The organism is Prevotella sp. oral taxon 313, from assembly GCF_003043935.1.
GTDB classification, from domain to species: Bacteria; Bacteroidota; Bacteroidia; order Bacteroidales; family Bacteroidaceae; genus Prevotella; species Prevotella jejuni.
The window spans coordinates 931,478-958,430 of record NZ_PYXE01000001.1 but is presented as its reverse complement, the minus strand read 5'-3'; the positions used below and the strand labels follow the sequence as shown (position 1 = coordinate 958,430).

General features: G+C 44.1%; 17 protein-coding genes and 1 pseudogene. 14 read left to right on the top strand and 4 right to left on the bottom strand.

Annotation, left to right across the window (positions count from 1 at the left end; genetic code table 11):
- Positions 1 to 606: 606 nt before the first annotated feature.
- The 4 genes and pseudogenes from AXF23_RS03715 to AXF23_RS03700 all read left to right on the top strand — a co-directional run bounded on the left by AXF23_RS03715 (position 607) and on the right by AXF23_RS03700 (position 7,401).
- The gene (locus AXF23_RS03715; RefSeq protein ID WP_199222158.1) at positions 607 to 3,777 is read left to right on the top strand and encodes a ligand-binding sensor domain-containing protein; all 3,171 of its coding nucleotides are present in this window, start codon (positions 607 to 609) and stop codon (positions 3,775 to 3,777) included.
- A gap of 163 nt (positions 3,778 to 3,940) precedes the next feature.
- The gene (locus AXF23_RS03710) at positions 3,941 to 4,732 is read left to right on the top strand and encodes an acid phosphatase (RefSeq protein ID WP_089366765.1); all 792 of its coding nucleotides are present in this window, start codon (positions 3,941 to 3,943) and stop codon (positions 4,730 to 4,732) included.
- Between the two features lie 149 nt (positions 4,733 to 4,881).
- Positions 4,882 to 6,039: pseudogene (locus AXF23_RS03705) on the top strand (OprO/OprP family phosphate-selective porin).
- Between the two features lie 72 nt (positions 6,040 to 6,111).
- Positions 6,112 to 7,401, top strand: coding sequence for a histidine-type phosphatase (locus AXF23_RS03700; RefSeq protein ID WP_107624342.1), 1,290 nt, complete (start codon positions 6,112 to 6,114; stop codon positions 7,399 to 7,401).
- 232 nt (positions 7,402 to 7,633) lie between these two features.
- Here AXF23_RS03700 and AXF23_RS03695 read toward each other — a convergent pair whose 3' ends face one another.
- Both AXF23_RS03695 and AXF23_RS03690 read right to left on the bottom strand, forming a co-directional pair.
- Positions 7,634 to 8,071: a hypothetical protein gene (locus AXF23_RS03695; protein ID WP_107625783.1), complete on the bottom strand. Its 438-nt coding sequence runs from the start codon at positions 8,069 to 8,071 to the stop codon at positions 7,634 to 7,636.
- 48 nt (positions 8,072 to 8,119) lie between these two features.
- Positions 8,120 to 8,644, bottom strand: coding sequence for a flavin reductase family protein (locus tag AXF23_RS03690; protein WP_107624341.1), 525 nt, complete (start codon positions 8,642 to 8,644; stop codon positions 8,120 to 8,122).
- A gap of 397 nt (positions 8,645 to 9,041) precedes the next feature.
- On the opposite strand from AXF23_RS03690, the gene AXF23_RS03685 reads away from it, so the two are divergent.
- The 8 genes from AXF23_RS03685 to AXF23_RS03650 all read left to right on the top strand — a co-directional run bounded on the left by AXF23_RS03685 (position 9,042) and on the right by AXF23_RS03650 (position 19,968).
- Positions 9,042 to 9,473, top strand: coding sequence for a Fur family transcriptional regulator (locus tag AXF23_RS03685; RefSeq protein ID WP_107624340.1), 432 nt, complete (start codon positions 9,042 to 9,044; stop codon positions 9,471 to 9,473).
- 1,084 nt (positions 9,474 to 10,557) lie between these two features.
- Positions 10,558 to 14,223, top strand: coding sequence for an isoleucine--tRNA ligase (gene ileS, locus AXF23_RS03680; protein WP_107624339.1), 3,666 nt, complete (start codon positions 10,558 to 10,560; stop codon positions 14,221 to 14,223).
- A 140-nt stretch (positions 14,224 to 14,363) separates the two neighbouring features.
- Positions 14,364 to 14,747 carry a TraR/DksA family transcriptional regulator gene (locus AXF23_RS03675; RefSeq protein WP_009013136.1) on the top strand — a complete coding sequence of 128 codons (384 nt, stop codon included), beginning with the start codon at positions 14,364 to 14,366 and terminating at the stop codon, positions 14,745 to 14,747.
- Positions 14,747 to 15,427 (top strand): lipoprotein signal peptidase, encoded by a 681-nt coding sequence (locus AXF23_RS03670; protein WP_107624338.1) that lies wholly within the window; start codon positions 14,747 to 14,749, stop codon positions 15,425 to 15,427. Before AXF23_RS03675 ends, AXF23_RS03670 begins: the two co-directional genes overlap by 1 nt.
- 7 nt (positions 15,428 to 15,434) lie before the next feature.
- Positions 15,435 to 16,388: a DUF4296 domain-containing protein gene (locus AXF23_RS03665; RefSeq protein ID WP_107624337.1), complete on the top strand. Its 954-nt coding sequence runs from the start codon at positions 15,435 to 15,437 to the stop codon at positions 16,386 to 16,388.
- Positions 16,385 to 16,612 carry a hypothetical protein gene (locus tag AXF23_RS03660; protein ID WP_107624336.1) on the top strand — a complete coding sequence of 76 codons (228 nt, stop codon included), beginning with the start codon at positions 16,385 to 16,387 and terminating at the stop codon, positions 16,610 to 16,612. Before AXF23_RS03665 ends, AXF23_RS03660 begins: the two co-directional genes overlap by 4 nt.
- A gap of 63 nt (positions 16,613 to 16,675) precedes the next feature.
- Positions 16,676 to 18,313, top strand: a complete 1,638-nt coding sequence (locus tag AXF23_RS03655) for a M23 family metallopeptidase (protein ID WP_107624335.1) — start codon at positions 16,676 to 16,678, stop codon at positions 18,311 to 18,313.
- 17 nt (positions 18,314 to 18,330) lie between these two features.
- Entirely contained in the window at positions 18,331 to 19,968 is a 1,638-nt protein-coding gene (locus AXF23_RS03650; RefSeq protein ID WP_107624334.1) for a dipeptidase, read from the top strand.
- 1,398 nt (positions 19,969 to 21,366) lie between these two features.
- Here the strand turns inward: AXF23_RS03650 and AXF23_RS03645 are convergent.
- Positions 21,367 to 23,529 carry an elongation factor G gene (locus AXF23_RS03645; RefSeq protein WP_107624333.1) on the bottom strand — a complete coding sequence of 721 codons (2,163 nt, stop codon included), beginning with the start codon at positions 23,527 to 23,529 and terminating at the stop codon, positions 21,367 to 21,369.
- Positions 23,530 to 23,734: 205 nt separating this feature from the next.
- Between AXF23_RS03645 and hemW the strand changes: the two genes are divergently transcribed.
- Both hemW and AXF23_RS03635 read left to right on the top strand, forming a co-directional pair.
- Positions 23,735 to 24,961: a radical SAM family heme chaperone HemW gene (hemW, locus tag AXF23_RS03640; RefSeq protein ID WP_107624332.1), complete on the top strand. Its 1,227-nt coding sequence runs from the start codon at positions 23,735 to 23,737 to the stop codon at positions 24,959 to 24,961.
- 149 nt (positions 24,962 to 25,110) lie between these two features.
- Entirely contained in the window at positions 25,111 to 25,437 is a 327-nt protein-coding gene (locus AXF23_RS03635) for a hypothetical protein (protein WP_009013144.1), read from the top strand.
- Positions 25,438 to 25,535: 98 nt separating this feature from the next.
- On the opposite strand, the gene AXF23_RS03630 is transcribed toward AXF23_RS03635, so the two are convergent.
- Entirely contained in the window at positions 25,536 to 26,756 is a 1,221-nt protein-coding gene (locus AXF23_RS03630) for a uracil-xanthine permease family protein (RefSeq protein WP_107624331.1), read from the bottom strand.
- Positions 26,757 to 26,953 lie beyond the last annotated feature (197 nt).

Here is a 26,953-nt window from a genome sequence, read left to right as displayed (position 1 = left end):
ACCTAACACCCGACACATCAACACCGAACGCCCACAAAAGCACTTCATCAACACCGAACATTCAACACCTAACACCCAACACATCAACACCTAACACCCACAAAAGCACTCCATCAACACCGAACATTCAACACCTAACACCCAACACATCAACACCTAACACCCACAAAAGCACTCCATCAACACCGAACATTCAACACCTAACACCCAACACATCAAGACCTAACACCCACAAAAGCATTTCATCAACACCTAACACCCAACACCTAACACCCAACACATCAACACCTAACACCCATGAAAGCACTTCATCAACACCTAACATTTAACACCTAACACCCAACACATCAACACCTAACACCCACAAAAGCACTCCATCAACACCGAACATTCAACACTTAACACCCAACACATCATCACCTAACACCCACAAAAGCACTTCATCAACACCTAACATTCAACACCTAACACCCAACACATCAACACCTACCACCCAAGAAAACATCCAATAACACTCTCTCAGACGTCACTTTTCTACAAACAATATAAGATAACATCGTCAATTCTCAGAGTAATTCGTTATCTTTGCAGACAAAGTTGAATCCAATGACTACGGAATACAATATACAGGCAAAGGTGCGTCTTCTTGTCAGTTGGCTCTGTTTGATACTATTATTCGTCATCACAGGTTGCAAGGAGACAACCCCTTCACGGTCGTTATCAGAGCGAGAGTTCCACTATGCCGACCGTTTGTCTGCATTGTCTATAGACAAGACTGGCTATTGGATTGGCGGAGAGACGGGTGTTATATGGCATATCAATGGGGACGAAAGGAAGCGTTATTACACAGGGCTCGACCGCATCTATGACGTAGAACGCGACCCTTCGCATCCTAATCAGATTTGGATTGCATCACGTAATGCCGGTCTGCAGTTATGGAATATAGCTGCCGACACACTCCTCCATCAGCTTACCTACGACATTCCCAGCAAGGGTAGCCGCTATTCTCCCTACGATATAACGATTACAGACAAGCACCTCTATGTCGCTACGTCACAAGGTCTTTTCTCCATGCCCATCGGTCAGCCGCAGCAAGGACTGACCCTACTCTACCCTATCAAAGCGACGTCAGCAACCCAGTGTTGCGAACCCTTCTTGGTCAACAACCTCTGCCCCGTCGACGACAAGTGGCTCTTTGCTGCCACACAGGCCGGAGTAATAAGCATAAACCTACACACGCAGAAGACAGAACTACGTCATAAAGGTGAGAATATACGCAAGGTAGCCTTCTATGACGGTCACCTCTGTATTCTTTCTGACAATCAACTAACGATAGAAAACATCAACGGAGCTGACAGCAAGCACTTTCCACTGCCTCAGTCGGTGCTGTCCTTTTATAAAGCAGGCTCGACCTACTATTTCATTACATCATCGAGAATACTCTTATCCGACAATTTAGAGCGTTTTGTCAGTATTCCTCTCCGCAATAATGTACCCGACAATCCACATCGGATAGCCATTGCCGACGATGGAAACGGCTTCTCCATCCTCCTTACAAAGAACGCTCTATGGCGCATCCCCCACCATCTTGGTATCTTCAATGCCAACCCTCCTGTCGTTGCAGCATGTAGGATGGGTAATGACCTCATCTATGTAAACAACCAACACGAGCTGTTTCGCCAGAAAGCCGACGAACTCATAGCCAAGAAGGTATATGACTTTGAAAACGACGAGTTGCCAAAAGAGATGTTTGCCGATGGCGAAGACATCTATTACTATACGGCTAATAATCAGGTGTTCAGGTTCAACATTGGCGAACAATACCTTATCAACCAGCTCTTCAAGCGTCCACAACTACTGACACAACCAAGGACACGTATCACCTCGATGGCCCTTCTGCCCCATGAAAACAAACTACTACTTGGTGTGCAAGACTATCTGCTGTCAGTAGACAGCCGTAATGGGAAGACAGACACGGTGAAGTCGATGAATAACAGGTATATTACAGCCTTCCATCAAAGCCAAGAAAGCGGCAAGATATACATCTCGACCCTTAATCACGGTGTGTTTGTCAGCAAGGGAAAGCAGGTGGAACGCATCGCAGGAACCGAGCACATGGTGTTTGTCAATAGTCTCTGCACCTACAATTCGCCACGCCCTCGCCTACTCCTCCTCACCAATCACTATCTTCAAATACAAGGAGCTGACTCCATTCGGACCGATGGAAGCAATCAAATCTTTTGTATCAATGACAGTATTGTCTATACGATACCAGAGATGGGGATACATAAATACAAGATAAAAAACAACCGACTCTACGATTGTGGTAGTTTCTTTGATGACATACACTTCAATGCTCAGGCCGCTTTCAGCCTTAACAACACGCTCTACATTGGTTCTGACCTTGGCGTGATACAGTTGACTCCAGGCAAAGAGGAGGCTGCCAAGTGGATTACCTTTGATAATAAAGCCCCCAGTCTACAACTTATTGGCATCATCCTCTTCACGATGATGAGTATAATAGGTATCATTCTCTTCAGCTATCGTAGGCACAAGACATTGACTTACAAGCAGCTCCAGTTAAGAAAGGACGACCTTCGCCATCGCTTAGAAGCGTTGGCAGGCCTAAAAGACAGACTGACAGAGAACGAACAAAACACACTTGAAGCTATTAGTAATGAGATAGAAACGATTAACATCAGTTCTCAAAGTCTGCGAGCTAACAATGAGCTGTTCGCCAACCTATCAGCCCGCATTGCCCGACTAAACCGTGACACAGCCCTCCAGATGGTGAAGTTTCTTAACGAACAGATCGACCGCATCCACCAATACGACGTGTATGAATGTAGCCAGATGATACACGACTCGGAAGAAGCCCGTAGCACAGATAACATCGAAATCATCATCGAACAATGCAAGAAGAACGAGGTGTGGCTCAATCATATACAAGAGATTAAGGAGCGACTCGATAAGTTCTATCGGTCGACCGAAGGCACGCTCGTCCTCAACGGACTGAACGATGGCATGAGAGAAAGGCTGCAACATATACAAGAAGCAACCAAACATCTGACGATAGCCGAGGTCTATCCAGACTTTATCGTGGTCAAGGAACAATACGAAAACATCTTTACTCCGAAGGGACTAAAGGTTATTTGCGATTATATCTCAGCCAGTATCGTGCAATTGCAACGGCTGAAAGGCTACGAAGAGATGGCAGAAAGCCTATTAAACGAACTGCAAACAATAGAGAAAGATATCGACAATCGTGACCGTATCGTACTGCTGCGTCTGTTGCAAACTATCGACAATCGCATCACACAAATCAAGTACTTAAATACGCTCCAACAGCTAATAGAAGAATATACCACCATACACGACAATATAAAAAAGGAGAATGAAGAACGGAGAATGAAGAAGTTTCATTCAAAACTCTTTGCTGACATCGACTCTGCTACACGTGATGTCACAGACCAGATAGCGCAAATATCAGAGCAATTCTTCATTAGCTTTGCCACAACAGACAAAGAAGTGTGCCAAGAGATATTCCACTTTACGAGCGTAAACAGCCAGCAAGTGCGGGTACTCATCCTGCTGCTTGCCATGCCAAGAGTGAAGCGTACACTCCTGCCGGGGATGTTAGGTATCTATGGAAACCTAAACCCTGTTGTCAGTCGACTCTATCATAGTAAGATAGGAGATAACAAGACGCTACTCGACGACTATTGTAAGCGTAATACAAGTAGTATCGTCAATTATATTACAAAGCTATCAGAATAATCATAACAACTGATAACCAGCATATTAAGAATAGTTGCATCCATTTATTTTAGGCAAATAATAGGATGCAACTATTTTTATTTAGCCTTTTCATATACCTTTGCAACAACAGAAACAAATTGTCTTTTAATTAATTCAAAATTATAAATTCAAATCTATTATGATGACAAAGAAAACCTTAGTCGTTGGTCTGCTGGCTATGTTCTCAGTGACCACTTTCGCACAGACAACTACAAAGAAGATTAAAGACGTTCGTACACAGCCCGACCTCTACTACCTTCAGGACGGCCAACAGGCAAGTTCTCTCGAACTGCTTCCTGCTCCTCCGCAGCCAGGTAGCATCCAGTTCCTTTACGATCAGGCTCAATATCAATGGGGAAAGATGCAACGTGACACCCCACGAGGCGACCAAGCAGCAGCTGACGCACGTGTAGGTGGCGACGGAGTACCTAATGCCTTCTCTGAAGCCTTCGGTATTAAGATTAGCAAAGAGACAACTCCAGAGATCTACAAGCTCGTCTTGAATATGCGTGAGGACGCTGGCGACTTGGCTACACGCAGTGCTAAAGACCACTACATGCGTGTTCGTCCATTTGCTTTCTACAAAGAGATGACTTGCAACCCAGAGCAACAACAGGAACTTTCAACCAATGGTTCTTATCCATCTGGCCATACGGCTATCGGTTGGGCAACTGCTCTTGTACTCTCAGAGATTAATGTCGACCGTCAAAATGAGATACTTGAACGTGGCTACCAGATGGGCCAGAGCCGTGTTATCTGCGGTTATCACTGGCAGAGCGACGTAGATGCAGCACGCATTGTCAGTGCTGCCGTCGTAGCACGTCTCCATGCTGACCCTGCTTTCCAAGAGCAGTTAGCTAAGGCGAAGAAGGAGTTTGCGAAGCTAAAGAAGGAGGGTAAGATTGCAAAGAGCACCTTTAAGGCTGCCAACTAAGCCGTAAAGGAAAAGCGAGAAAGGAGTTAACTTCGTCTGATGATATCAACTATCTGTCAGAGACTTAACTCCTTTCTCTCCCTCAACCTATCACTCTCTTTAGAGTAGAAAACCTAATTTTATAGAATATAGACAACATAAATACATCTATGAAAAGAATTATCCTTATGGCAGCCTGTGGCTTAATGGCCTGTACAGGTGCCTTTGCTCAAGACGAAGAGCCAAAGTTAGTAGTTAAACCCTCAGGTCGTATCCTCATGGATGCAGGCGTTATGCACTCAACAGACGAGACACTTAACGACCAACTTAACGATGGTGTTGCCATCCCAGACGTACGTATGGGAGTCAGCGCAACCTACGGTAAATGGAAAGCTAAGGTCGATGTCGGTTATGCTCGACAAAGTCTTTCTCTCAAGGACATCAGCCTCGACTACAATTTCGACAAAGAGAACCTTATTCGTATGGGCTACTTTGTACATCAGTATGGCCTCCAGAGCGGTACATCCTCAAGCTTTAAGATTTCGATGGAGGAGCCTTTAGCCAACCAAGCCTTCTTCAATAGCCGTTTGATAGGTGCTATGTACGTGCATGCTGGCGATAAGTTCCACGCTACAGCATCAGTGTTTGCTGAGAACGACGCAATGAAGATGACCACTGATAAGCTCGGTAACGAGGCATGGGGTGCGATGACACGATTGGTATGGCGCCCATTGACTGAGCGTGGTAAGATTTTCCATATCGGTATCAGTGGTGCTTACGAGTCACCACGTTATAACAAGACTGCTGCTCTCAGCCATAAGTCATACACCTTAAGAGCTCCTTTCCCAACACGTATAGCCAACGTCGCAGCCCAAGAAGCTACCATCTCTGATGCTAAAGCACTGTGGAAGTTCTCTCCAGAAATGAACCTTGCGGTTGGTAACTTTGGTCTTGAAGCTCAGTACTTCTACGTAGGTATCAAGCGTGACAACGCCATGCCAAACTACAGTGCATGGGGTGCTTATAGCAATGTACGCTACTTGCTCAAGGGTTAAGGTTATACTTATACCAAGGCAGATGCGGGTATTGCCACCCCAGACCCAGGTTCTATGGAGCTTGTTGCGGCCTATAACTACTCAACCTTAACGGACAAAGACGCCAATATCTACGGTGGTAAGGTTAACGATTGGTCGTTGACTTTCAACTATTACCTCAATAAGTACATGATTTGGCGAGTACGTGGTTCTGTCACACGGGCCACTGACAACGCTGCATTCAACAATAATACGTTCTCTATCTTAGAGACTCGTCTGCAGATAAAGTTCTAAAACTCTGATAATTCACAACCTATTGTCGCACACTATGGGTTGTGAATTATGACTTAACAAAGTATTACTACAATGAGAAAAATCAATTCTTTCGTCCTCCTTCTGATACTGGCTCTACTCTGCCCAGTATTGGCTCAGGCACAGCTTCAGCGTTCTGACGCTTTCAAAGAGAAATATAAACTAAAAGAGGTTGTCATCCTCTCTCGTCATAACATCCGTTCACCGCTTTCAACCAATGGTTCTGCACTGAGCAAGATGACGCCACACGAGTGGACTAACTGGTCATCGGCTGCCAGCGAGCTAACGCTCAGAGGCGGTGTGTTAGAGACTGAGATGGGACAGTTCTTCCGTAAGTGGACCATCGAGACAGGGCTGTTCAAAGACAATTATGTACCTTCTATTGATGAGGTAAACGTGTATGCTAACTCCATGCAACGCTGTATCGCGACGGCACAATACTTCTCAAGTGGGTTCATGCCAGTGGCTGGCTTACGTGTAAACCACCGTTATGTTCCCTCAAAGATGGACCCAATCTTCTTCCCACGCCTTACTAAGAGTACACCTGCCTTCCGCTCTGAAGCAATGAAGCAAATCAACGCCATGGGTGGAAAAGAGGGTCTTGTTGGTATCAACAAGGGATTGAAAGACAGCTACGACCTCATTGCCAAGGTCTTAGACATGAAGCAAAGCGAGTATTATAAGAAAGGAGAAGTAAAGGACTTCACCACCAACGACACCCAAATCACGCTCGAACTCAATCAGGAACCAGGCATGAAAGGTTCGTTGAAGAATGCTAACTCGGCCTCTGATGCGTTTATCCTTCAGTATTACGAGGAGCCTGATGGCGTGAAGGCAGCCTTTGGGCATAAGCTCACAACGGACGATTGGACTAAGATCGCTAAGGTGAAAGATGTTTATGGAGACGTTCTTTTCACAGCACCTATCGTAGCTGTCAACGTTGCTCACCCTCTTCTACAGTATATGTATGATGAGTTAAACGACAAAGACCGTAAGTTTACCTTCCTCTGTGGCCACGACTCAAACATTGCCAGCGTCGATGCTGCCCTTGGAGTAGAGGAGTATTCACTCCCAAACTCTATCGAGAAGAAGACACCTATCGGTTCAAAGCTTGTTATAGAGAAGTGGGTTGATGCTACAGGAAAGGCTTTTATAGCCGTAAACCTCGTTTATCAGAGTACTGACCAGCTCAAACAGATGTCTTTACTCGACCTCCAACACGCTCCACAGATTTTCTCTTTGAAGCTGAAGGGCCTCAATCAAAATACTGACGGACTATATACTTTCGAGGATGTCAACGCTCGCTTCCTCCAAGCTATCCGTGCATACGATGATATTAAGTAAATAAGTAGTGGACAAGTAGACGAGTTCTGGAGTTAACAAGTAGACGAGTTACTTGTGATGTAAGCCATCACTCGTTCCTCTGTTATTATGTCTTTCATGTAAGTTGACAAGTTAACACGTTACAAGTAAACGAGTTAATTGTTCTGTTACCACCCCCTTCCGTTCCTATGTTACTATGTCTCTCTTACAAGCAGCTCGTTAACTCGTCTACTCGTCAACCTTGTTTACCTGTCTACTCTCGCTCACCATACTTATACATCGTATATCCGTCTGTCCCTTTCCCATCCCCTATATATCTGAAAGAAGAAGGGAAGGCACCCTTGACAATAGGCTCTGTAGCATACTCATAACCAAAGGTATCAGCATCAACAGCTATCACATGCAAAGGATAATACACATGGTTCTTGTCCTTTGCATAATTCTCACACTCCATGTCGATTGTCTTATTCACATAAAAAGTGCTGATATCCACATCTTTCATAGGCTCAACATATCTGACAAGGACAGCCGAGTCACCTAAAGCAGCATAGATTTTATCATTATGCCGCCAATAGAAACCAATCCGTTCGTTCTCTTTCAATTGCCTCCAATGCCCACGTTCCTTATAATCACCGTAGGGTTTACAGGCCACAAGGAGCAATAAAGTAACAAGAATAAACACGTGTCTCATATCCATATAGACTTTATCAGAGTAAAAAAAACAGCTGATTGACAGCGATTACTTCAGATACTCATCATCACGAACAAGGACCTTTTCTATCTTACCAACATACATCGTGTGAAGATTTCCTTCTGGATAAGCCTGCTCGAAAATGTCTTTATCAACAAAGCCACTCTCTTTTAAGTCGGCAACATACTCTTTCTTACAGATAAGAACCATCTTTGCTTCCTTAAAATAAACACTATTATCGGCAAAAACCTTTGTCAGTCCAGCCTTCTCTATCTTGTCTTCATCACGTCCAGAGACCGTACCGAGATAGGCCATCTGCTTCTTGAAAGATGTATCCATGACACAGAGTGTGAAATAGTCTTCCCTGTCCACGAATGTCTTTGTATATCTACTGGCACGGATATAGGTCACTGCTGTTGGGTCGTTATGGCCCCACATACAGCCAAGGTGTCCCCAACTGATTGTCATAGTGTTACATCCATCCTGCTCATTACCCGCTGTGACTAACATCCACTCCCTACCTAAAAGGTCGAATGGATTGAACTTTAAGTCCTTATAACTTACTTCCTTCATCCTAATTAATTATTTATTATACCAATAAAAACTTTTACCACATACAAAAGTAAGACTTTTATATGGTTAAACAAAGTACTCTGAGAAAAAATTTGGGACAGGGGAACAGGACAAGGGAACAGGCTGCTTATCGAGAAGACAGAGTAACAGAGTAAGTAGACAAGGTGGACGAGTAGACGAGTTAACGAGTTGCTTGTCCCGCATCGGCAGGTTCACCAGTCTACTCAACTCACTTATCCACATAAACTTCTGTAGTTTTTCCAACATAATATTTGTCAGTTTATTGCAAAATGTGTACCTTTGCAATCACACTAAAGTGGTCACCCATATAAAATCGGGTGATTTGTTATGAAAAGAGAGTAGAGATTTAAGTATAAATAGATAAAAGATAGACACAGTGGATTCAGTTTATAACAAATTAAAAGAGTTAGGTATTCGTCCGTCTGTTCAGCGTGTAGCAATCATGAACTATCTCGCTACACATCATACTCACCCTACTGTTGAGGAAGTCTTCCTTTCTTTAAAGAAGAAACTCCCTACTGTTAGTCGCACAACTGTGTATAATACGCTACGTATGTTGTCTGAACATGGAGCAGCATCAATGATTACTATTGACGATCATCGTGTCTGCTACGATGGTGTAACAGAGCCACATGCACACTTCTTCTGCAAGCGCTGCGAGAAAGTATTCGACTTTGAGGCAATGGAAATGCCACGTTATACTGGCGAAATCGGCAAGGGATTCAGAATTGATGATACACAGCTTTATTATAAAGGTATCTGTCCTGACTGCCTTAAAGCAATGAGCGAGGAGGAAGGACTTAACTAAGTCTTCCCCTCAATACGTGTTACATACACTTATCTAACGCTCTGTACAGAACCAGAACAGGTGACTGACGACAATTCTCTAATATATTGAGAAAAGCGTCACGCCCATTTATAATACAAAAACAGACAAGGAGACATCATCTCAAAAGTTTTTTCAACACTGCTTTCTGCTATGTTTTCAAAGGAACATAGCCCATAGTGTGATGCCCTTCAATAGGACTATCACACAAGTAAGATGAGCATACAACTAACGAAATTACAACCGTGACCGACACAGTCGGCACATCTGTCAACCCCCACGGACGCACAATCAGTGCGTCCGTTATTTGTTTCTCTCCCTCAAACTAAGCCACTTAGATTATTTAGAAATTATCTTACAAAAATCCTCACCCAAATACCCTTCTCTGCAGAACATCCCTATCTTAAATCCTCCTCACAACCAACACGAAATCAAACTGTTACAAACTGTACCGAAGAAGACGCCTATTAAGGTTCAAGAAGAGCCTTAGTAACACTCAAGAAGGGCCTCTTCTCCATGCAAGAAAGGCATCTTCTACAACCTTATTAGGCCTCTTCAAAAACGGAGCTATGATTTTTCTTTACAAAACACGACCATAATCTCTACCCATACAAGACAATCCAACGAACAGAACCCAACGACTGCCACAAGTAACAAGCTTTCCTTTCATTACCTTCATCGAGTACAGTCACCTAACTTATTAACTACCGACAAACTTACACAAGACACGGAACATGACAGCAAAACAATTCCAACCCCAACTTATAATAAGATGTGACAAATCCTTTCTTACATCTAAAGGCCATTACGACCCTTATCTTCTGAAAGTATAAAGGGCGTACATAATAATATTGCACCATTGCAATATCATTACACAATACGCCCCAAAACGACAAAATACATCTTGTATAGCAATAGACACATTAGGACACAAGAAATGTAATTCAAGCTAATACTTTGCATGAAAGAGGATGGATAGTCTTTCATATAATAAAAAGTTTGGTAGTTTCAGTTGTTATTTGTATCTTTGCATGTATTTAGAAAATAAGCAAAACAATTATATAGTATGGCAAAGAAATTCGCCGAGCACAAGGGACTTGACCTTGTTAACACAAATCAGGAAGTATTGAAAGAGTGGGAGAAGAAAGATATCTTCCACAAGAGTATTGATGAACGTGAGGGCGAACCACAGTTCATCTTCTTTGAGGGACCACCATCTGCCAATGGTCATCCCGGTATTCACCACGTGTTGGCACGCTCAATTAAGGATACTTTCAACCGTTATAAGACCATGCAGGGTTTCCAAGTACACCGCAAGGCAGGCTGGGATACTCATGGATTGCCTGTAGAGTTGGGTGTAGAAAAAGAGTTGGGTATCACAAAGAAAGATATCGACAACCATGCATCTGACAAGTATATTTCAACAGAGGAATATAATCATAAGTGTCGTGAGAATGTAATGAAGTTCACTGCTGAATGGCAGCAGTTAACAGAACAGATGGGCTATTTCGTTGATATGGAACACCCATATATTACATACGACAACAAGTATATTGAGACCCTATGGTGGCTCCTTAAGCAACTCTATAACAAGGGGTTATTATATAAGGGTTATACCATTCAACCTTACTCACCGGGTGCAGGTACAGGTTTGTCAAGCCATGAGTTAAATCAGCCTGGCTGCTATCGTGACGTAAAGGACACTACCGTTACGGCACAGTTTACTATCCCTACAGAGGATTGGAAGGCATTGGCTGACAAGGCAAACTTGCCAAAGGAGACATGGGGCAAGCCATGCTTCGTAGCATGGACAACCACACCATGGACACTACCATCCAACGTTGCGCTCTGTGTTGGTCCAAAGATTGAATACGTCATTGTCGAGACTTATAACCCATACGACGCAGAGAAACTGACGCTCATCATGGCTGCCAGTCGTGTAGCAGCGTATCTGAAGTCAGAAGGAGAGATAACTGATGGTGGCGAACTACCAGCCTACGAGCGTGGCGACAAGTACGTTCCTTATCGTATCGTAGGCCGTCTGATGGGTACAGAACTTGAGGGTCTGCACTATCAACAGCTCATGCCATGGGTAAAGCCAGTTGAGCAGACGGGCGATTATGCACCTAAGTTTGTGAACGATTACGCAGCTGCTCACCCAGAGAAGGTGTTTGCCAGTGAAGATGGTCGTGACAAGTTTGTGGAGATGGAGAGCGAGGCTTTCCGTATCATCCTTGGCGATTACGTCACAACAGAAGATGGTACTGGTATCGTACACATTGCTCCTACCTTCGGTGCTGACGATGCTAAGGTGGCAAAGGATGCGAACATTCCTGCCCTCTACTTGATTTCTAAGAAGGGCCAGACACGCCCAATGGTCGACCTCCAAGGTAAGTACTATACTATTGACGAGTTAGACCAGAACTTCGTAAAAGCCTGTGTCAACGTTGAAGCATACGGTCATCATGCAGGCGACTATGTGAAGAACTCATACGACCCACGCTTCAATCCTGATGGTGTATGGGACAAGAAAGCTTCAGAGAAAGCCGAGGACTTGAACATTGTCCTTTGTATGGAGATGAAACAGGATGGTACTGCCTTCAATATCCAAAAGCATGTACACAACTATCCTCATTGCTGGCGTACGGATAAGCCAATCCTCTACTACCCTCTTGACAGCTGGTTTATCAAGGACACAGCAAGGAAGGAACGCATGGTAGAGTTGAACAAGACGATCCATTGGCAGCCTGAATCAACAGGTACTGGTCGCTTCGGAAACTGGCTCGAGAACCTGAATGACTGGAACCTCAGCCGTTCACGCTTCTGGGGAACACCACTGCCAATATGGCGTGATGAGAACCGTGGCGAGAAGTGCATAGGCTCTGTTGAGGAATTATATAACGAGATTGAGAAGGCTGTCGCAGCTGGTATCATGGCGAAAAACCCATTGAAAGAGGCTGGCTTCGTGGTAGGTGACTTCAGTCAAGAGAACTATGATAAGATTGACCTCCACCGTCCTTACGTTGACGATATTATCCTCGTAAATGATGAAGGTAAACCAATGCACCGTGAATCAGACCTTATTGATGTATGGTTTGACAGCGGCTCTATGCCTTACGCTCAACTTCACTATCCATTTGAAGGTGAGATTAATGCAGAAGGATTGAAGGCTACGGGTAAGACTGAGGCTGAATATCGCGACCAATTAGTACACTCATGCTATGAGGGCGTGGCTGTTCCACCAGCATTCTTCCCTGCAGACTTCATTAATGAGGGTGTTGACCAAACTCGTGGTTGGTTCTTTACACTCCATGCGATTGCTACTATGGTGTTTGACTCAGTTGCTTTCAAGAACGTTATATCAACGGGTCTTGTGCTTGATGCCAAGGGTAACAAGATGAGTAAGCATGTGGGGAATGTGACAAACCCATTCGAAATGATGGACAAATACGGTGCCGACCCTGTACGCTTCTATATGATGACTAACAGCGAACCATGGGATAACTTGAAGTTCGACCCAGAAGGCGTTGATGAGTGTCGTCGTAAGTTCTTCGGTACCTTATATAATACGTATAGCTTCTTTGCTCTCTATGCAAATGTTGACGGCTATGATGCTACAACATGCGAGTCTGTAAAGGCCGAGGCACCCGAGATTGACCGTTGGATTATCTCTAAGCTTAACTCCCTCATAAAGGGTGTTACAACAGAGTTAGAGAACTTTGACCCAACACGTGCAGGTCGTCTTATCGACTCATTCGTGAACAATGACCTCAGTAACTGGTATGTTCGTTTGAACCGTAAACGCTTCTGGGGCAAGGAGATGAGTGCTGACAAGAAGAGTGCATACGACACGTTATACACTTGTCTGATGACTGTTGCACGTCTGTTGGCGCCTTTCGCTCCATTCTATGCCGACCAGCTCTACTCTGACTTGGGTGGTAAACTGGAGAGCATACACTTGGATCGCTGGCCAGTAGCCAACGAGTCTGTTATTGATGCTGACCTTGAAGCACGTATGGACATGGCACAACGTATTACTTCAATGGTTCTCGCGCTGCGTCGTAAGGTTAACATCAAAGTACGTCAGCCGTTGGCACAGATCATGGTCCCTGCTATCGATGCAACACAAAAGAAGCACATCGAGGCTGTAGCAGACCTTATTAAACACGAGGTGAACGTTAAAGACCTCACATTCGTTGAGGGTCAGGGCATCCTTGTCAAGAAGGTTAAGTGCAACTTCCGTGTTATGGGTAAGAAGTTCGGCAAGTTGATGAAGCAAGTAGCAGCCCGCATGGATACGCTCTCACAGGACGAGATTGCTGCTTTGGAGGCTACTGGCGAGTTCAATTTCGACTTAGAAGGACAGCCTATCAAGGTTGAGGCTGCTGATGTAGAAATCATCTCAGAGGACATCCCAGGCTGGCTGGTAAGCAACGAGGGTAACTTGACTGTTGCGCTGGAGGTTGAACTGACAGAAGACCTACGTCGTGAAGGAATGGCACGTGAGCTGATCAATCGTATACAGAACCTCCGTAAGGAGACTGGTCTTGAGATTACTGACCGCATCTCTGTTGTTATCGAGCCAAATAAAGAGGCTGAGGCAGCAGTGTCATCATTCGGTGAACTGATTAAGACACAGGTTCTTGCCAACGATATTACGCTCGCAGAGAACAATGGAACAGATGTTGAATTTGACGAATTCAGCCTCCATATAGAAATAAGAAAAGACTAATAAGAATACTGGGGTGTGTAAGCCACTCACCTATAAGCCCAAGACAATAGCGGACGTGTCATGTGCACGTCCCTATTATCAGGCTTTCAACAGTTCCTATATATCATAATTACTTTCATAACCTAATTCAATTTTATCTTATGGAAACCAAGAAGCGTTATTCCGATGAGGAACTCGAGGAGTTCCGAACGATAGTAAATGACAAGTTAGCGATTGCAAAGTCTGACTACGACGAGACGATGAAGATTCTGATGAATAAGAATACTAACGATGTTAATGATACGTCACCTACGTACAAGGCATTGGAGGAAGGTAGTTCTAATCAGACCAAAGAAGAGTTGGTTCAGATGGCGCAACGTCAGCAAAAGTTTATCCAAGCGCTCCAAGCAGCACTTGTAAGAATCAACAATAAGACGTACGGCATCGACCGTATCACAGGAGAGCTTATCCCTAAAGAACGCTTACGTATCGTGCCACATGCGACACTAAGCGTAGCTTCTAAGATGGCAAATAAAAATCACTAATGAGTAGTAAACAGAAAAAACAAAGCTTGATAGCGACCTTACTGATAATTCTATTAATATTAATAGACCAGATTATTAAGGTCGTTGTCAAGCTTAATATGAATTTAGGTGACTCTATCCATATCTTCGATTGGTTTCAGATACAATTCATCGAGAATAATGGTATGGCATGGGGAATGGAGTTAGGAAGCAAGCTCTTCCTAAGTGTCTTCCGTATTGTAGCGATAGGTTTTCTTATCTGGTATATATCGAATCGTATCAAACGAGGGGCAAGAATGGGCTATATCATTGTGTTATCAATGATTACAGCAGGTGCTGCAGGCAATATCTTTGACTCTCTTTTCTATGGACAGATATTCACCGCTTCTACCCCATACTACGTAGAAGGGGCTACACCAGCCACACTTGTCTCATGGGGACAGGGCTATGCTCCGGTGTTAATGGGCAAGGTAGTTGATATGTTCTATTTCCCTCTTTTCCACGGAACATTCCCAGATTGGTTCCCAGTATGGGGTGGAGAGTCATTCACCTTCTTCTCTCCTATATTCAACTTTGCAGACTCTTGCATCTCCGTAGGCGTCTTCATCATCATTCTTGCATTCCGAAAGGATTTCAATGGATGGGTACCAGCCACAGAGAAGAAGGTCGCTGACAAAGAAAACATTGCTGATAATCAGTAGATTGACAATGAGAAGTAAATATTTGGTCCGTCCTTTCGTCACGCTCTGTGTAGTTTTACTTGCACTCCTCGCCGTAAGTTGTAAGCCAACTATCCCTTCAGAGTATATCCAACCATCGGAGATGGAGGATATGCTTTACGATTATCATATATCCATGGCAATGGTTAATCGTGAAGGTTATACGGATGTCAAGCAGAAAGCATATAAGTTAGCAGTAATGAAGAAATATGGTGTATCGGAAGAGAAGTTCGATAGGTCACTTCAATACTATATGCGACATACAGAGAAACTACACGATATCTATGTCGACCTAACAAAGCGATTGGAGAATGAAGCACGTAGCCAAGGTGCTTCAGAGAGCGAGTTGGCTCAATACGGCAATATTACTTCTAAGGGAGACACCACTGACATCTGGCGTGGAAAACGCTCGTTGATACTTTCTCCGTACGCTCCTGTCGACCGTGAGACCTTTGAAATCAAGGCAGACACGGCCTTTCACAAGGGCGATCGACTACTCATGAGTTTCGACTCACAGTTTATTATACAAGACGGGATGCGTGATGCGATCATCATGATGGTAGTTACTTACACAAATGACAGTATCATCACACAATACCAACACATCACTTCTGATTCTCGCAACTCTCTGACAATCGACACAAGCGACTCTCTACGGATAAAGAACATACGTGGCTATTTCCTAATGCTAAAGGGACAACAGCCATCAAGTACGTTCAAGATGCTTATAATCAATAACATCCAACTCGTTCGTATGCATGTTCAACAACAGGAGTCGGCTCAGCCAAAGGATTCCTTACAACAGTCTGACCCTATCCGAACCATCGGTGGCGAACCTGTCAGCCCTGAGGAAGCCTCCAGCAATCCCCCTGCTCCACCAACGAGGACACCTGAAGACGCAAGGAGAGAACGAGGGATACCAGACAGGCCAGACAAGTTATGACAGACTTCCCAAAGTCTTTAAGACGTATCGCAGCTAACGTCATTCAGACAACCACAGGTACTATCAAACAAGGAGTAGTGGTTATTGAAGACGGAATAGTCGTCCAGACCTATCCTTTCTCCGAGGAAGAAGCTATGACAGAATGGATAACTGGGACGATAATCCTACGCCTTGATAATGAAGGAAAGTACAGGGCCTACAAAGGTGACCAATTACTGAAATGATTCTATCCGTTGTTTCGAAGCAAACAACAGATATATACATAAAAAGAAAGGATCTGATAGCCTATGAATCTGTTATTGAATATTTTATTATCCATACTCCCCTTCGGTTCACCAGTGCATGTCCCAGTGCAACTGGCGGGCAACTTTGGGGAGCCACGACCTAATCACTTCCACGGAGGAATTGATATTAAGACCGAGAGAGAGGTAAATCTTGGTGTCTATGCCATTGCTGATGGCTATATCTCTGGAGCTATTGTCGAGAAACACGGATACGGGCGAGCTATCTTAGTCACCCACCCTAATGGATATACCAGTTGTTATGTCCATCTCAACCGCTTTGCCCCTCAGATTGAGGCGGCCGTGCGCAAATGGCAATACCAGCATCAACAATTTGCTTGCGATGTGAAATTCCGACCGGGAGAGTTCCCTGTCAAGAAGGGACAGTTCATCGCTCTTAGCGGTAATACAGGCTCTTCACAAGGTCCACACATCCATTTAGAGATGCACAAGACCGCCAATGGCAACCTTTACGACCCACTCACTTTCTTAAAGAGTATCGTTAAAGACAAGACAGCCCCAGCCGTTTATTCATTCAAAACCTATCCTCAACCAGGACAAGGTGTCTTCCAACACTCACCAGACTCACGCATCTTCACCTTTGACAAAGGACATTTCCAAGCATGGGGAAAGGTGGGCTTTGGTGTAAGAGCAAGTGATCACATGGATTCGGTATATAACAACTATGGCGTTAGATACACTCAGCTGTATTGTGATGGTAGACTGGTTTTCTCTTCAGATGTGAACAACATCCCTACAAGCTGCCACAGAATGGTTAATTCGTGGGGTGATTACGACCATTTCCTGTCGACGAAGATTTGGTTTATGAAGTCTTATATCGAACCTGGTAATACGCTCCCTATCCTACGAGCTGACGCTAACAAGGGTATTATCAACTTCAACCAGCAACGCGACTACCACCTTCGTTATGTCTTAAAGGATGTCTTTGGCAACCAAACCGTCAAGGAGTTCACTGTAAGGGGTGAACCTGAAGCTATCCCAGTAGCCTATCATCCAGAGGGTGCAACACCACTCTATTATGCTAAAGACAATCACTTCATCGCAGACGGAGTACGCCTGAATATACAGAAAGGCCTTCTTGCAAAGAATGGATGGCTACAACTACTGCATGGGCGAACATACAATGCACATTCCGAGGCTTATAGTTTCGCTAAAGCGGCATATCCTCTTTTCAACTATGCACAGATAAGTTTGAAACCAAGCGGTGCGGTACATAATCCGGAGAAACTCTATGTTGCGATGCGTAACAGCTTGAACGCTGATGCACCAGCATCCTTCTGCGGTGGGAAATACGCAAAGGGCTGGGTTACAGGACGGATGCGTGAGTTAGGATGTGCCTACTTCCTTGCCTACGACGACACGCCACCAACGATTACACAGCAGAGTCTGAACCCACACCACCTATCCTTTAAGGTGACCGACACGGGCAGCGGTCTACAGGGTTATAAGGCTTATCTCGATGGACAGTTCATCCTACTTCAGTTTGGAAAGAACAAAGAGATACTCTTCTGTGATCTCGCTGACACCCCTGTACGTCCTACTGGGAAAGAACGCACATTGCGCCTTATTGCAACAGACAACCGTAACAATAAGAACGAATATCTGACTAAAATAAAGTATTAACAATTAAATTGTAGAGTATGAAGAAATCATTTGCAACACTATTCTTCCTTACAATGATTACGTATGCTAACGCCTGTACAAACCTCATTGCTACTAAGGGAGCAACGACAGATGGCTCTGTCTTTGTCACTTACACCGCTGATGATTACGGCATGTTTACTAACCTTTGTCACTATCCTGCTGGCACTCATGCCAAGGGAGACCGTCGCGAAATTATTGACTACGACACACATGAGCATCACGGGGCTATTCCAGAGGCATCAGTGACCTACAATGTGATTGGTAACATCAATGAATACCAAGTGAGCATTGGCGAGACAACCTACGGCGGACGCGAAGATATGGTCGATAAGGATGGTATTATTGATTATGGATCATTGATGTATCTTGGTTTGCAACGCAGTAAGACTGCTCGAGAAGCTATTAAAGTGATGACATCACTCGCAGAGACTTACGGTTATAACTCTGGTGGTGAGACCTTTACCATAGCCGACCCTAACGAGGTATGGCTCCTTGAGATGCAAGGTTGTGGCGGTGATAAGAAGCAGAAGGTGGTATGGGTTGCTGTTCGCATCCCTGACGGTATGATTTCTGCTCATGCCAATCAAAGCCGCATTGGTCAGTTCTCTACTTATAACACAGAGGTTATCACGTCTAAGAACTGTATCAGCTTTGCTCGTTCAAAGGGCTGGTTCACTGGCAAAGATAAGGACTTCAACTGGAAGATGACCTATGCAGCACCAGACTTCGGAGGCCGTCGCTGGTGTGATGCACGTGTTTGGAGCTACTTCAATCACTTTAAGGATATGTCACGTTGGTTGCCTTGGGCCTTGGGTAAAGACCCTAACGCAGAGGACATGCCACTTTGGATTGCACCTGACAAGAAGGTAGACTTACCTAAGATGGAGGCTTGTATGCGCGACCATTATGAGGGTACTCCATTGTCACTCGACAATGATATAGCACAGGGCATTTGGGAGTCTCCTTACCGTCCTACTCCGTTGAAATACGTAGTTGATGGCAAGCAATACTTCAACGAACGTCCTATCTCAACCCAGCAGACTGGTTTCTCTTACATCGCACAGCTCCGCTCATGGCTGCCACGTGAGATTGGTGGTATCTTATGGTTCGGTAATGACGATGGTAACATGGTTGCTTACGTACCTATCTATTGTAGTAACACTGAGCGTGCAGAGTGTTTTAACACCCCTGGAGCAGACGCTGTAACATTCTCTGATAAGAATGCTTTCTGGGTGTGCAACTGGGTCAGCAACATGGTTTACCCTCGTTACTCTCAGCTTTTCCCTGCTTTGAAGGAGGTGCGCGACTCACTTGACAATGCTTTCCTTGCTGCTCAAAAAGGCGTGGAGACTAAGGCTGAATCACTCTATGCTACCGACAAGGCAGCTGCTGTGAAGTATCTCAATGACTATTCTATTCAGAAGAGCAACGAGATGATTGCACGTTGGCGTCAATTAGCTATCCATCTGATTGTGAAATTCAATGATATGGCAGTCAAGCCAGAGAAGGATGGTAAGTTCCTCCGTACCTCTACAGGACTTGGCGAACACGTAAAACGTCCAGGTTACAGCGACTACTTTAAGCGTGAACTGGTTAAACAGACTGGTGATAAGTTTGCTGTTCCTAATAAGTAAACAGCTGAAGACAGTCGATTTTACTGGTCGATAAAGTTTATCAGCTGAACTTTCTGTACCTTACGAAGGTGGCCTCACCCCTATCCCCTCACCGTTTAGAGAGGAGAGAAAAAGATGAGGTCACTCTTAGGAAGTTGTGCACAAAAGAAGACAAAACGGTAAACTTACTGGCAGAAATTGTACGGATTTTTCAGTAATCACTCCCCTCTCTGTTTGTAGAGAGGCCGAGGATGAGACAAGAAGAGGCCTTTCTACGTTCGAGAATATGCCCTTCATGCATGCAGAAGACGCCCTTCTTGACGTAAGAAGGGCGTTTTCTTTAATGCTATTCGTAACTTTCTGATTGCGTGTAGGTTACAATCACTCTTTTAGAAGATAGTTCTCCCTTTCTTTGAAGATATTCAATACGATAGCTTATAAAGCTTTTTTATGGGTCTTCAGGATTTTGGAGTGATAAGTTTTGCTGCTTGTGTTTAGAGTTTGAAGCAATGTCACACGGAGGCACGGAGAGGACGGAGGATTATTAAAACAAAGCAATGGGAGTCACGGAGGCACCGTCGGTGCATAGAGCGACGGAGCTTGTTTGCCAATTCTATTAGCAATTTATATACAAAGAACTTATCCCAAAATAGTTATCAAGAATCTGTATGCTATACCTCCGTCGCTCTTTGTGCCGTCGGCACCTCCGTGACATTGCATTACCTCCGTCCACTCCGTGACTCCGTGTGCCTAATATATAAGTCTTTTAGTTTGTCACTCCAAATTTCGGAAGAACCTTTTTTTATAGCATTACTGAGTTCGCCTTCGTATGATGCCATCACTGAAATTCCACTTGGAAGATAGTGTAAGAGGAGATGAACCTTTTCTTTCTCATAGAGAGACCTACCCTTTCTCTCACAAGGAAAAATAGATTTTTGAATACAGGTTGGACCCACATAAATAGTTTGCTCCTCTCCCTGCTTCGTCCTACGAGGGTGAAGAAGGAGGAGAGGCTAACTATTCATGCGTTTGGAAACACTTTTGAAGACAATAAAAAATGACTGAAACTACCATAATAAAATCAGTTGAACCATACAATTTATGGTTAAGTAAAAGCGAGAGGATTTATGAGAAAATAAATTTCCTGTCACTCCTGTCACTCAATCCGACCGCTTAACTCATTAGTTCACAGTACGGTTACGGCAAATGTTAAATGTGACAGCAAACTAAAATAAAACTTTTCTTGTAATAAGCTGTATTATTTCTATTATTTTCAGTGGCCTTTTTCACGTGGTTATTCAGAGAAATCTTAAAGAAACAACTACGTAAAAACAAAAAGAAAAGAGGTTGAATTCGATACCACATCACGTAACCATCGAATCAACCTCTTCACTTATATTAATCTAAAAAATGGTATGTTTATTCCTCTTCTTCCTTCACTTCAGCTTCATGTTCAGCTATCAACTTCTGCTGAATGTCGTTAGGAACAAGCTCATAGCTTGCGAACTTGGTTGTGAAACTTGCACGACCACCAGTGAGAGAACTCAGTGAAATACTATAGTTAGCAAGTTCCTTCAAAGGAATCTTAGCCTGCAGCTTCTGGTAACCAGCCTCAGAGTCCATACCCATAATCATCGCACGGCGTCCCTGTAAGTCACTCATCACATCGCCCATATAGTCACCTGGCACAAAGACCTCTAAGTCATAGATAGGTTCAAGTATCTTTGGACCAGCCGCCTTAAAGGCATCTGAGAAAGCATGACGAGCTGCCAAGGTGAATGAAAGTTCGTTAGAGTCAACTGGGTGCATCTTACCATCGTAGACAATCACACGTACATCACGTGCGTAACTACCCGTAAGAGGACCACGCTCCATGCAGTCCATCACTCCTTTCAGGATTGCTGGCATGAAACGACCATCAATAGCTCCACCGACAACAGAGTTGATGAACACAAGTTTACCGCCCCATGGGAGGTCGCGTTCTTCACGTCCTTTGATATTCATCTTGAACTCTTGCCCATTAAACTTATAAGTTGTTGGGTCAGGCATACCCTCTGCGTATGGCTCAACAATCAAGTGCACCTCACCAAACTGACCTGCTCCACCACTCTGTTTCTTGTGGCGATACTCAGCCTTAGCCTGCTTAGTGATCGTTTCACGATATGGTATCTTTGGTTCTTTGAACACTACTTGCAGCTTCTCATTATTCTCTAAACGCCACTTAAGCGTACGGAGATGGAACTCACCCTGCCCATGAACAATCGTCTGCTTCAACTCCTTGCTCTGCTCGACAACCCATGTCGGATCTTCTTGACGCATCTTTAATAAAGCTGCCATGAGCTTCTCAGTCTCCTGTGAGCTCTTAGCCTCAACGGCACGAGAGTACTTAGAGTTAGGGTATTTGATGAAATCGAAACGTTGGTCGGTACCCTTACCATTCAAGGTGTTACCAGTCTTCACGTCTTTCAACTTAACCGTACAACCTAAATCACCCGCATTAAGCTGGTCGACAGCAATACGGTTAGCACCAGCACAAGCGTAAAGCTGTCCCATACGTTCCTTAGAACCACGGTCAGAGTTGGTCAGGTCGTCACCAGACTTTACACAACCACTCATCACCTTAAAGTAACTTACCTCACCAATATGCGGTTCCATACCCGTCTTAAAGAAGTAGAGTGACTCCGGACCCTTGCTGTCTGGCGTTACTTCCTCACCACGTGTATTATGAATCTTAGGCATCTCATCAACGAAAGGAACGACATTTCCTAAGAATTCCATCAGACGACGAACACCCATACTCTTACCTGCACAAACACAGAAAACAGGGAAGATAGAACGCGTTACGAGGCCCTTACGGATACCAGTACGCAACTCATCTTCTGTAAGAGTCTCCTCTTCAAAGAATTTCTCCATCAATCCTTCGTCATTCTCTGCAGCAGCTTCAACGAGCGCTTTATGTAGTTCCATTGCCTTTGGTAACTGGTCGGCAGGGATGTCTTCAACAATCGGCTCGCCTCCTTCAGGCTTCCAACTGTACTTCTTCATCAGTAGAACGTCTATCAAACTATTAAAGCCTGGACCCGTCTCAATAGGATACTGCACCGGAACACACTTAGAACCATAAATCTCTCGTATGCTTGAGATAAGGTTATCAAAGTCGCACTTGTCAGAATCCAACTGATTAATAAGGAAGATAACAGGCTTCTTCAGCTTCTCAGTATAGCGGAAGATGTTCTGCGTTCCAACCTCTGGTCCATACTGGCCATTAATAAGGATAACAGCCTCATCAGTAACGTTAAGCGCAGTAATAGCGCCCCCAACGAAGTCATCACTACCCGGACAATCAATGATGTTAAGCTTCTTATTGTTCCATTCAACATGGAACACCGTTGGAAATACAGAATATCCATACTCCTGTTCGACAGGGAAGTAATCGCTAACTGTATTCTTAGCTTCAACTGAACCACGGCGTTTAATGACACCAGCTTCGAACAACATACTTTCGGCAAGGGTTGTCTTGCCGCTACCCGCACTACCAACTAAGGCAATGTTCTTAATCTCGTTTGTCTGATATACTCTCATATCTGATAGATTTAAGCTGTTAGTAATAATTTATTCGATTATAGGGGATAAGTCTTAACTCATCCATTCAGCGGTCTAAGTTAGGCATTTTCAATGAAAGCACCAAAGTTTCTTACGAAAAAAACAAGTTCTTTTAAAACTTATTAGTACATTTGCATTGTTTCTTGTAAGGCATACATTAATATATACACATACACGCTCTATCATGTTAGGATTATACATTCACATACCTTTCTGTGCCAGTCGTTGCATTTACTGTGGGTTCTATTCCACCGTACCAGCAAGGAAGAAGGATGAAAGACGTTCTGTTGAAGAACAGTATGTGGACGCTATCTGCCATGAGATGGAGCTGCGTGCGGAGAAAGACAATACGATGTCTGGTGGGATAACGACAGCTTTGACAAGTATCTACTTAGGTGGTGGTACTCCTTCACAGCTCTCTTTTAAGAGCCTACAGAAGATATTCCAAACAATAGATAAGGTATATCACATTGGTTTAGGATGGGATACAGAGAGCAACAGGTGCACCACTACCGCACCTATTGAAGTCACTATGGAGTGCAACCCAGATGATGTAACGGAAGAGTTTGCGCTGAGCTTGCGTTCACTACCTATCAATCGTATCTCAATGGGAGCACAAACCTTCTCCGATGAACGGCTACGTTTCCTACGCCGTAGACATACAGCTGACGAGGTGGAGACAGCAGTCAAGCGTCTACGAGACGTCAAGATCAAGAACATATCAGTCGACCTTATGTTCGGGTTCCCCAATGAGACGCTTGAAGAATGGGAGGAAGATATAGAGCGACTACTTACTTTAGATGTCGAGCATATCTCTGCTTACAGTCTTATGTATGAGGAAGGAACTCCCCTCTACCGCCTCCTTCAAGCGGGAAAGGTAAAGGACATGGACGATGAACTTTATCGTCAGATGTACGACAGACTCATCGACCGCTTATCCGAAGCCGGTTATGAGCAATACGAGATTAGTAACTTTGCTAAGCTCAACACCCATCATTCAATGCTTAAAGTGCATAGTCCTTATCGTTCCCAACACAATAGTTCTTACTGGCACAACGTTCCTTATATCGGTATCGGTGCTGCTGCCCATTCTTACAGCAATGGTAAAAGAAGTTGGAACATAGCAGACACAAAGGCATATATCGCTGCTCTACAAGAGAACAGACGTCCTTGTGAGGAGGAAGAGATTGATGCTGACACCCATTATAACGATATGGTAATGACAGCCCTACGCACATGTGAAGGAATAAACCTATCGTTGCTCTCTGCAGAATACCGCACCCACCTCATGCGTCTTGCAACCCCTTTACTACAGCAAGGTCTATTGAAGGAAGATAACGGCCATCTCCACCTCACCCGCAACGGCATTTATGTCAGCGACTCCATAATGAGCGATTTAATGAAAGTATAAGTATAACATCACTATTCATCATCACCTACATTCAACACCCCAACGTTTCACATCACTATTCATCATCACCTAACACCCAACACCCCACCCTTTCACATCACTATTCATCATCACCCAACATTCAACACCCATCACCCAACACCCAACCCATGACCAACGAAGAATTTGAAAAGAACTGGGCAGAGCACCGCAAAGAGGTTCTTGCCAACAACGAAGAGTATCAACACATTGCCCAAAGCTATAAAGGTTCAGGCTGGATAGACTATGTCATCTTCATTGCAGGCTTTGTTATCTGCGAGAACTACACAAAGACTATCGTAAACAGTATCGTACTTCAATATCTCCTTGCACTTGTAGGAATGATCTTGATATGGTTAGGCTATCGCCTTATCAAGAGTTTATTCAATAGCAAACAAACGTTAGAGGAGCTCGAAGAAAAGATTAAACAGCAGTATAGAGACTCGCTCTCCAACTGATAAAAAACAATCAACCTCCGACCTTACAGTGACTGAAAAGCACTCTAAAGGTCGGAGGTTTCGTATATTCTGCTTATCTGACTAATGTACTGATAAGCTTATTCTTTCTTTGCAAGCTTCTTCTCCTTTGCAGGTGGCAAGAGTAGATTTAAGATGACACCGACAACTGCTGAGAGTCCGATACCGCTGATTGAGAAACTCTTATAGTTCAGTACAGCCCCACCAATACCCATTGTCAAGGTGATAGATATGATGATGATGTTACGTGTACGGTTGAAGTCTACCTTATGTTGGATAAGGTTTTGAATACCAACTGACGCTATCGTACCAAATAACAACAACATGATACCTCCTAAGACAGCTGGAGGAATACTCCGCAAGAGGGCACTCAGCTTACCGATGATCGAGAAGATGATGGCTGTAGCGGCTGCTATACGAATCACCTGAGGGCTGGTCACCTTCGTAATACTCATTGCTCCTGTCACCTCACTATAGGTTGTCACCGGTGGACCACCAAGGAAACAAGCTGCTAAACAAGCCAAACCATCACCCAACATCGTACGATGTAAGCCCGGAGACTCTGTGAAGTCTTTATCTGCAACGGCACTTACCACATAAACATCTCCCACGTGCTCTATCACTGGAGCTATCGCTACAGGTATCATATAGAGGAAGGCTTCCCAAGAGAACTGCGGCAAATGGAAATGAGCTAACGCTGGAGGTAATGCTAACCAAGGCGCAGCTTTAACGTTAGTAAAGTCTACCACACCCATATACATAGCCACTAAATAACCTACAACGATACCACTAATTACTGGAACAAGCTTCATCAAGCCCCGTCCCATGGACAGAACGACGACGGCAACACCTAAGGAGATAAAGGCAAGTATCCAATTTGTCTTTGCCATATCAACCGCTGACTTAGATAAAGAAAGGCCTATCAGAATAATCACAGGACCTATCACGACTGGAGGGAACAGCTTGTCTAATAGTTTCTTGCCCTGCCATTTAATCAAAGCAGACATCACAAAGTAGACAAGGGCCACACCAGCGATTCCTGCCAAGGTCCCTGACATACCCCAACGACCTGAGGCATAGACAATAGGGGCGATGAAAGCGAAGGAAGAACCTAAAAAAATAGGAACCTTACCTTTCGTTACAAAATGAAAGATAAACGTTCCTAAACCTGCTGTGAATAACGCTGTTGCTGGGTCAAGCCCCACAAGTAGAGGGACGAGGACCGTTGCGCCGAAAGCTACAAAGAGGAATTGAACTCCCACAATGGTCTTTCTTATTGGCGATAGTTGTAAATTACTCATGTAAAGAATGATTTTTATTAGGATAAGATGTATTGTCTTCTATTCGGTTTGCAAAAGTATAAAAAATGTGTGTCAATGTGGTTGAAAAAGCTAAAAAAAAGACTTTTTGATAGAAAAAGTATGTCTTTATAGATGTTTACCCAATTCTTTTTGTATCTTTGATGTCGTCTTTTCTAAATCTAAACATACGCAACGCT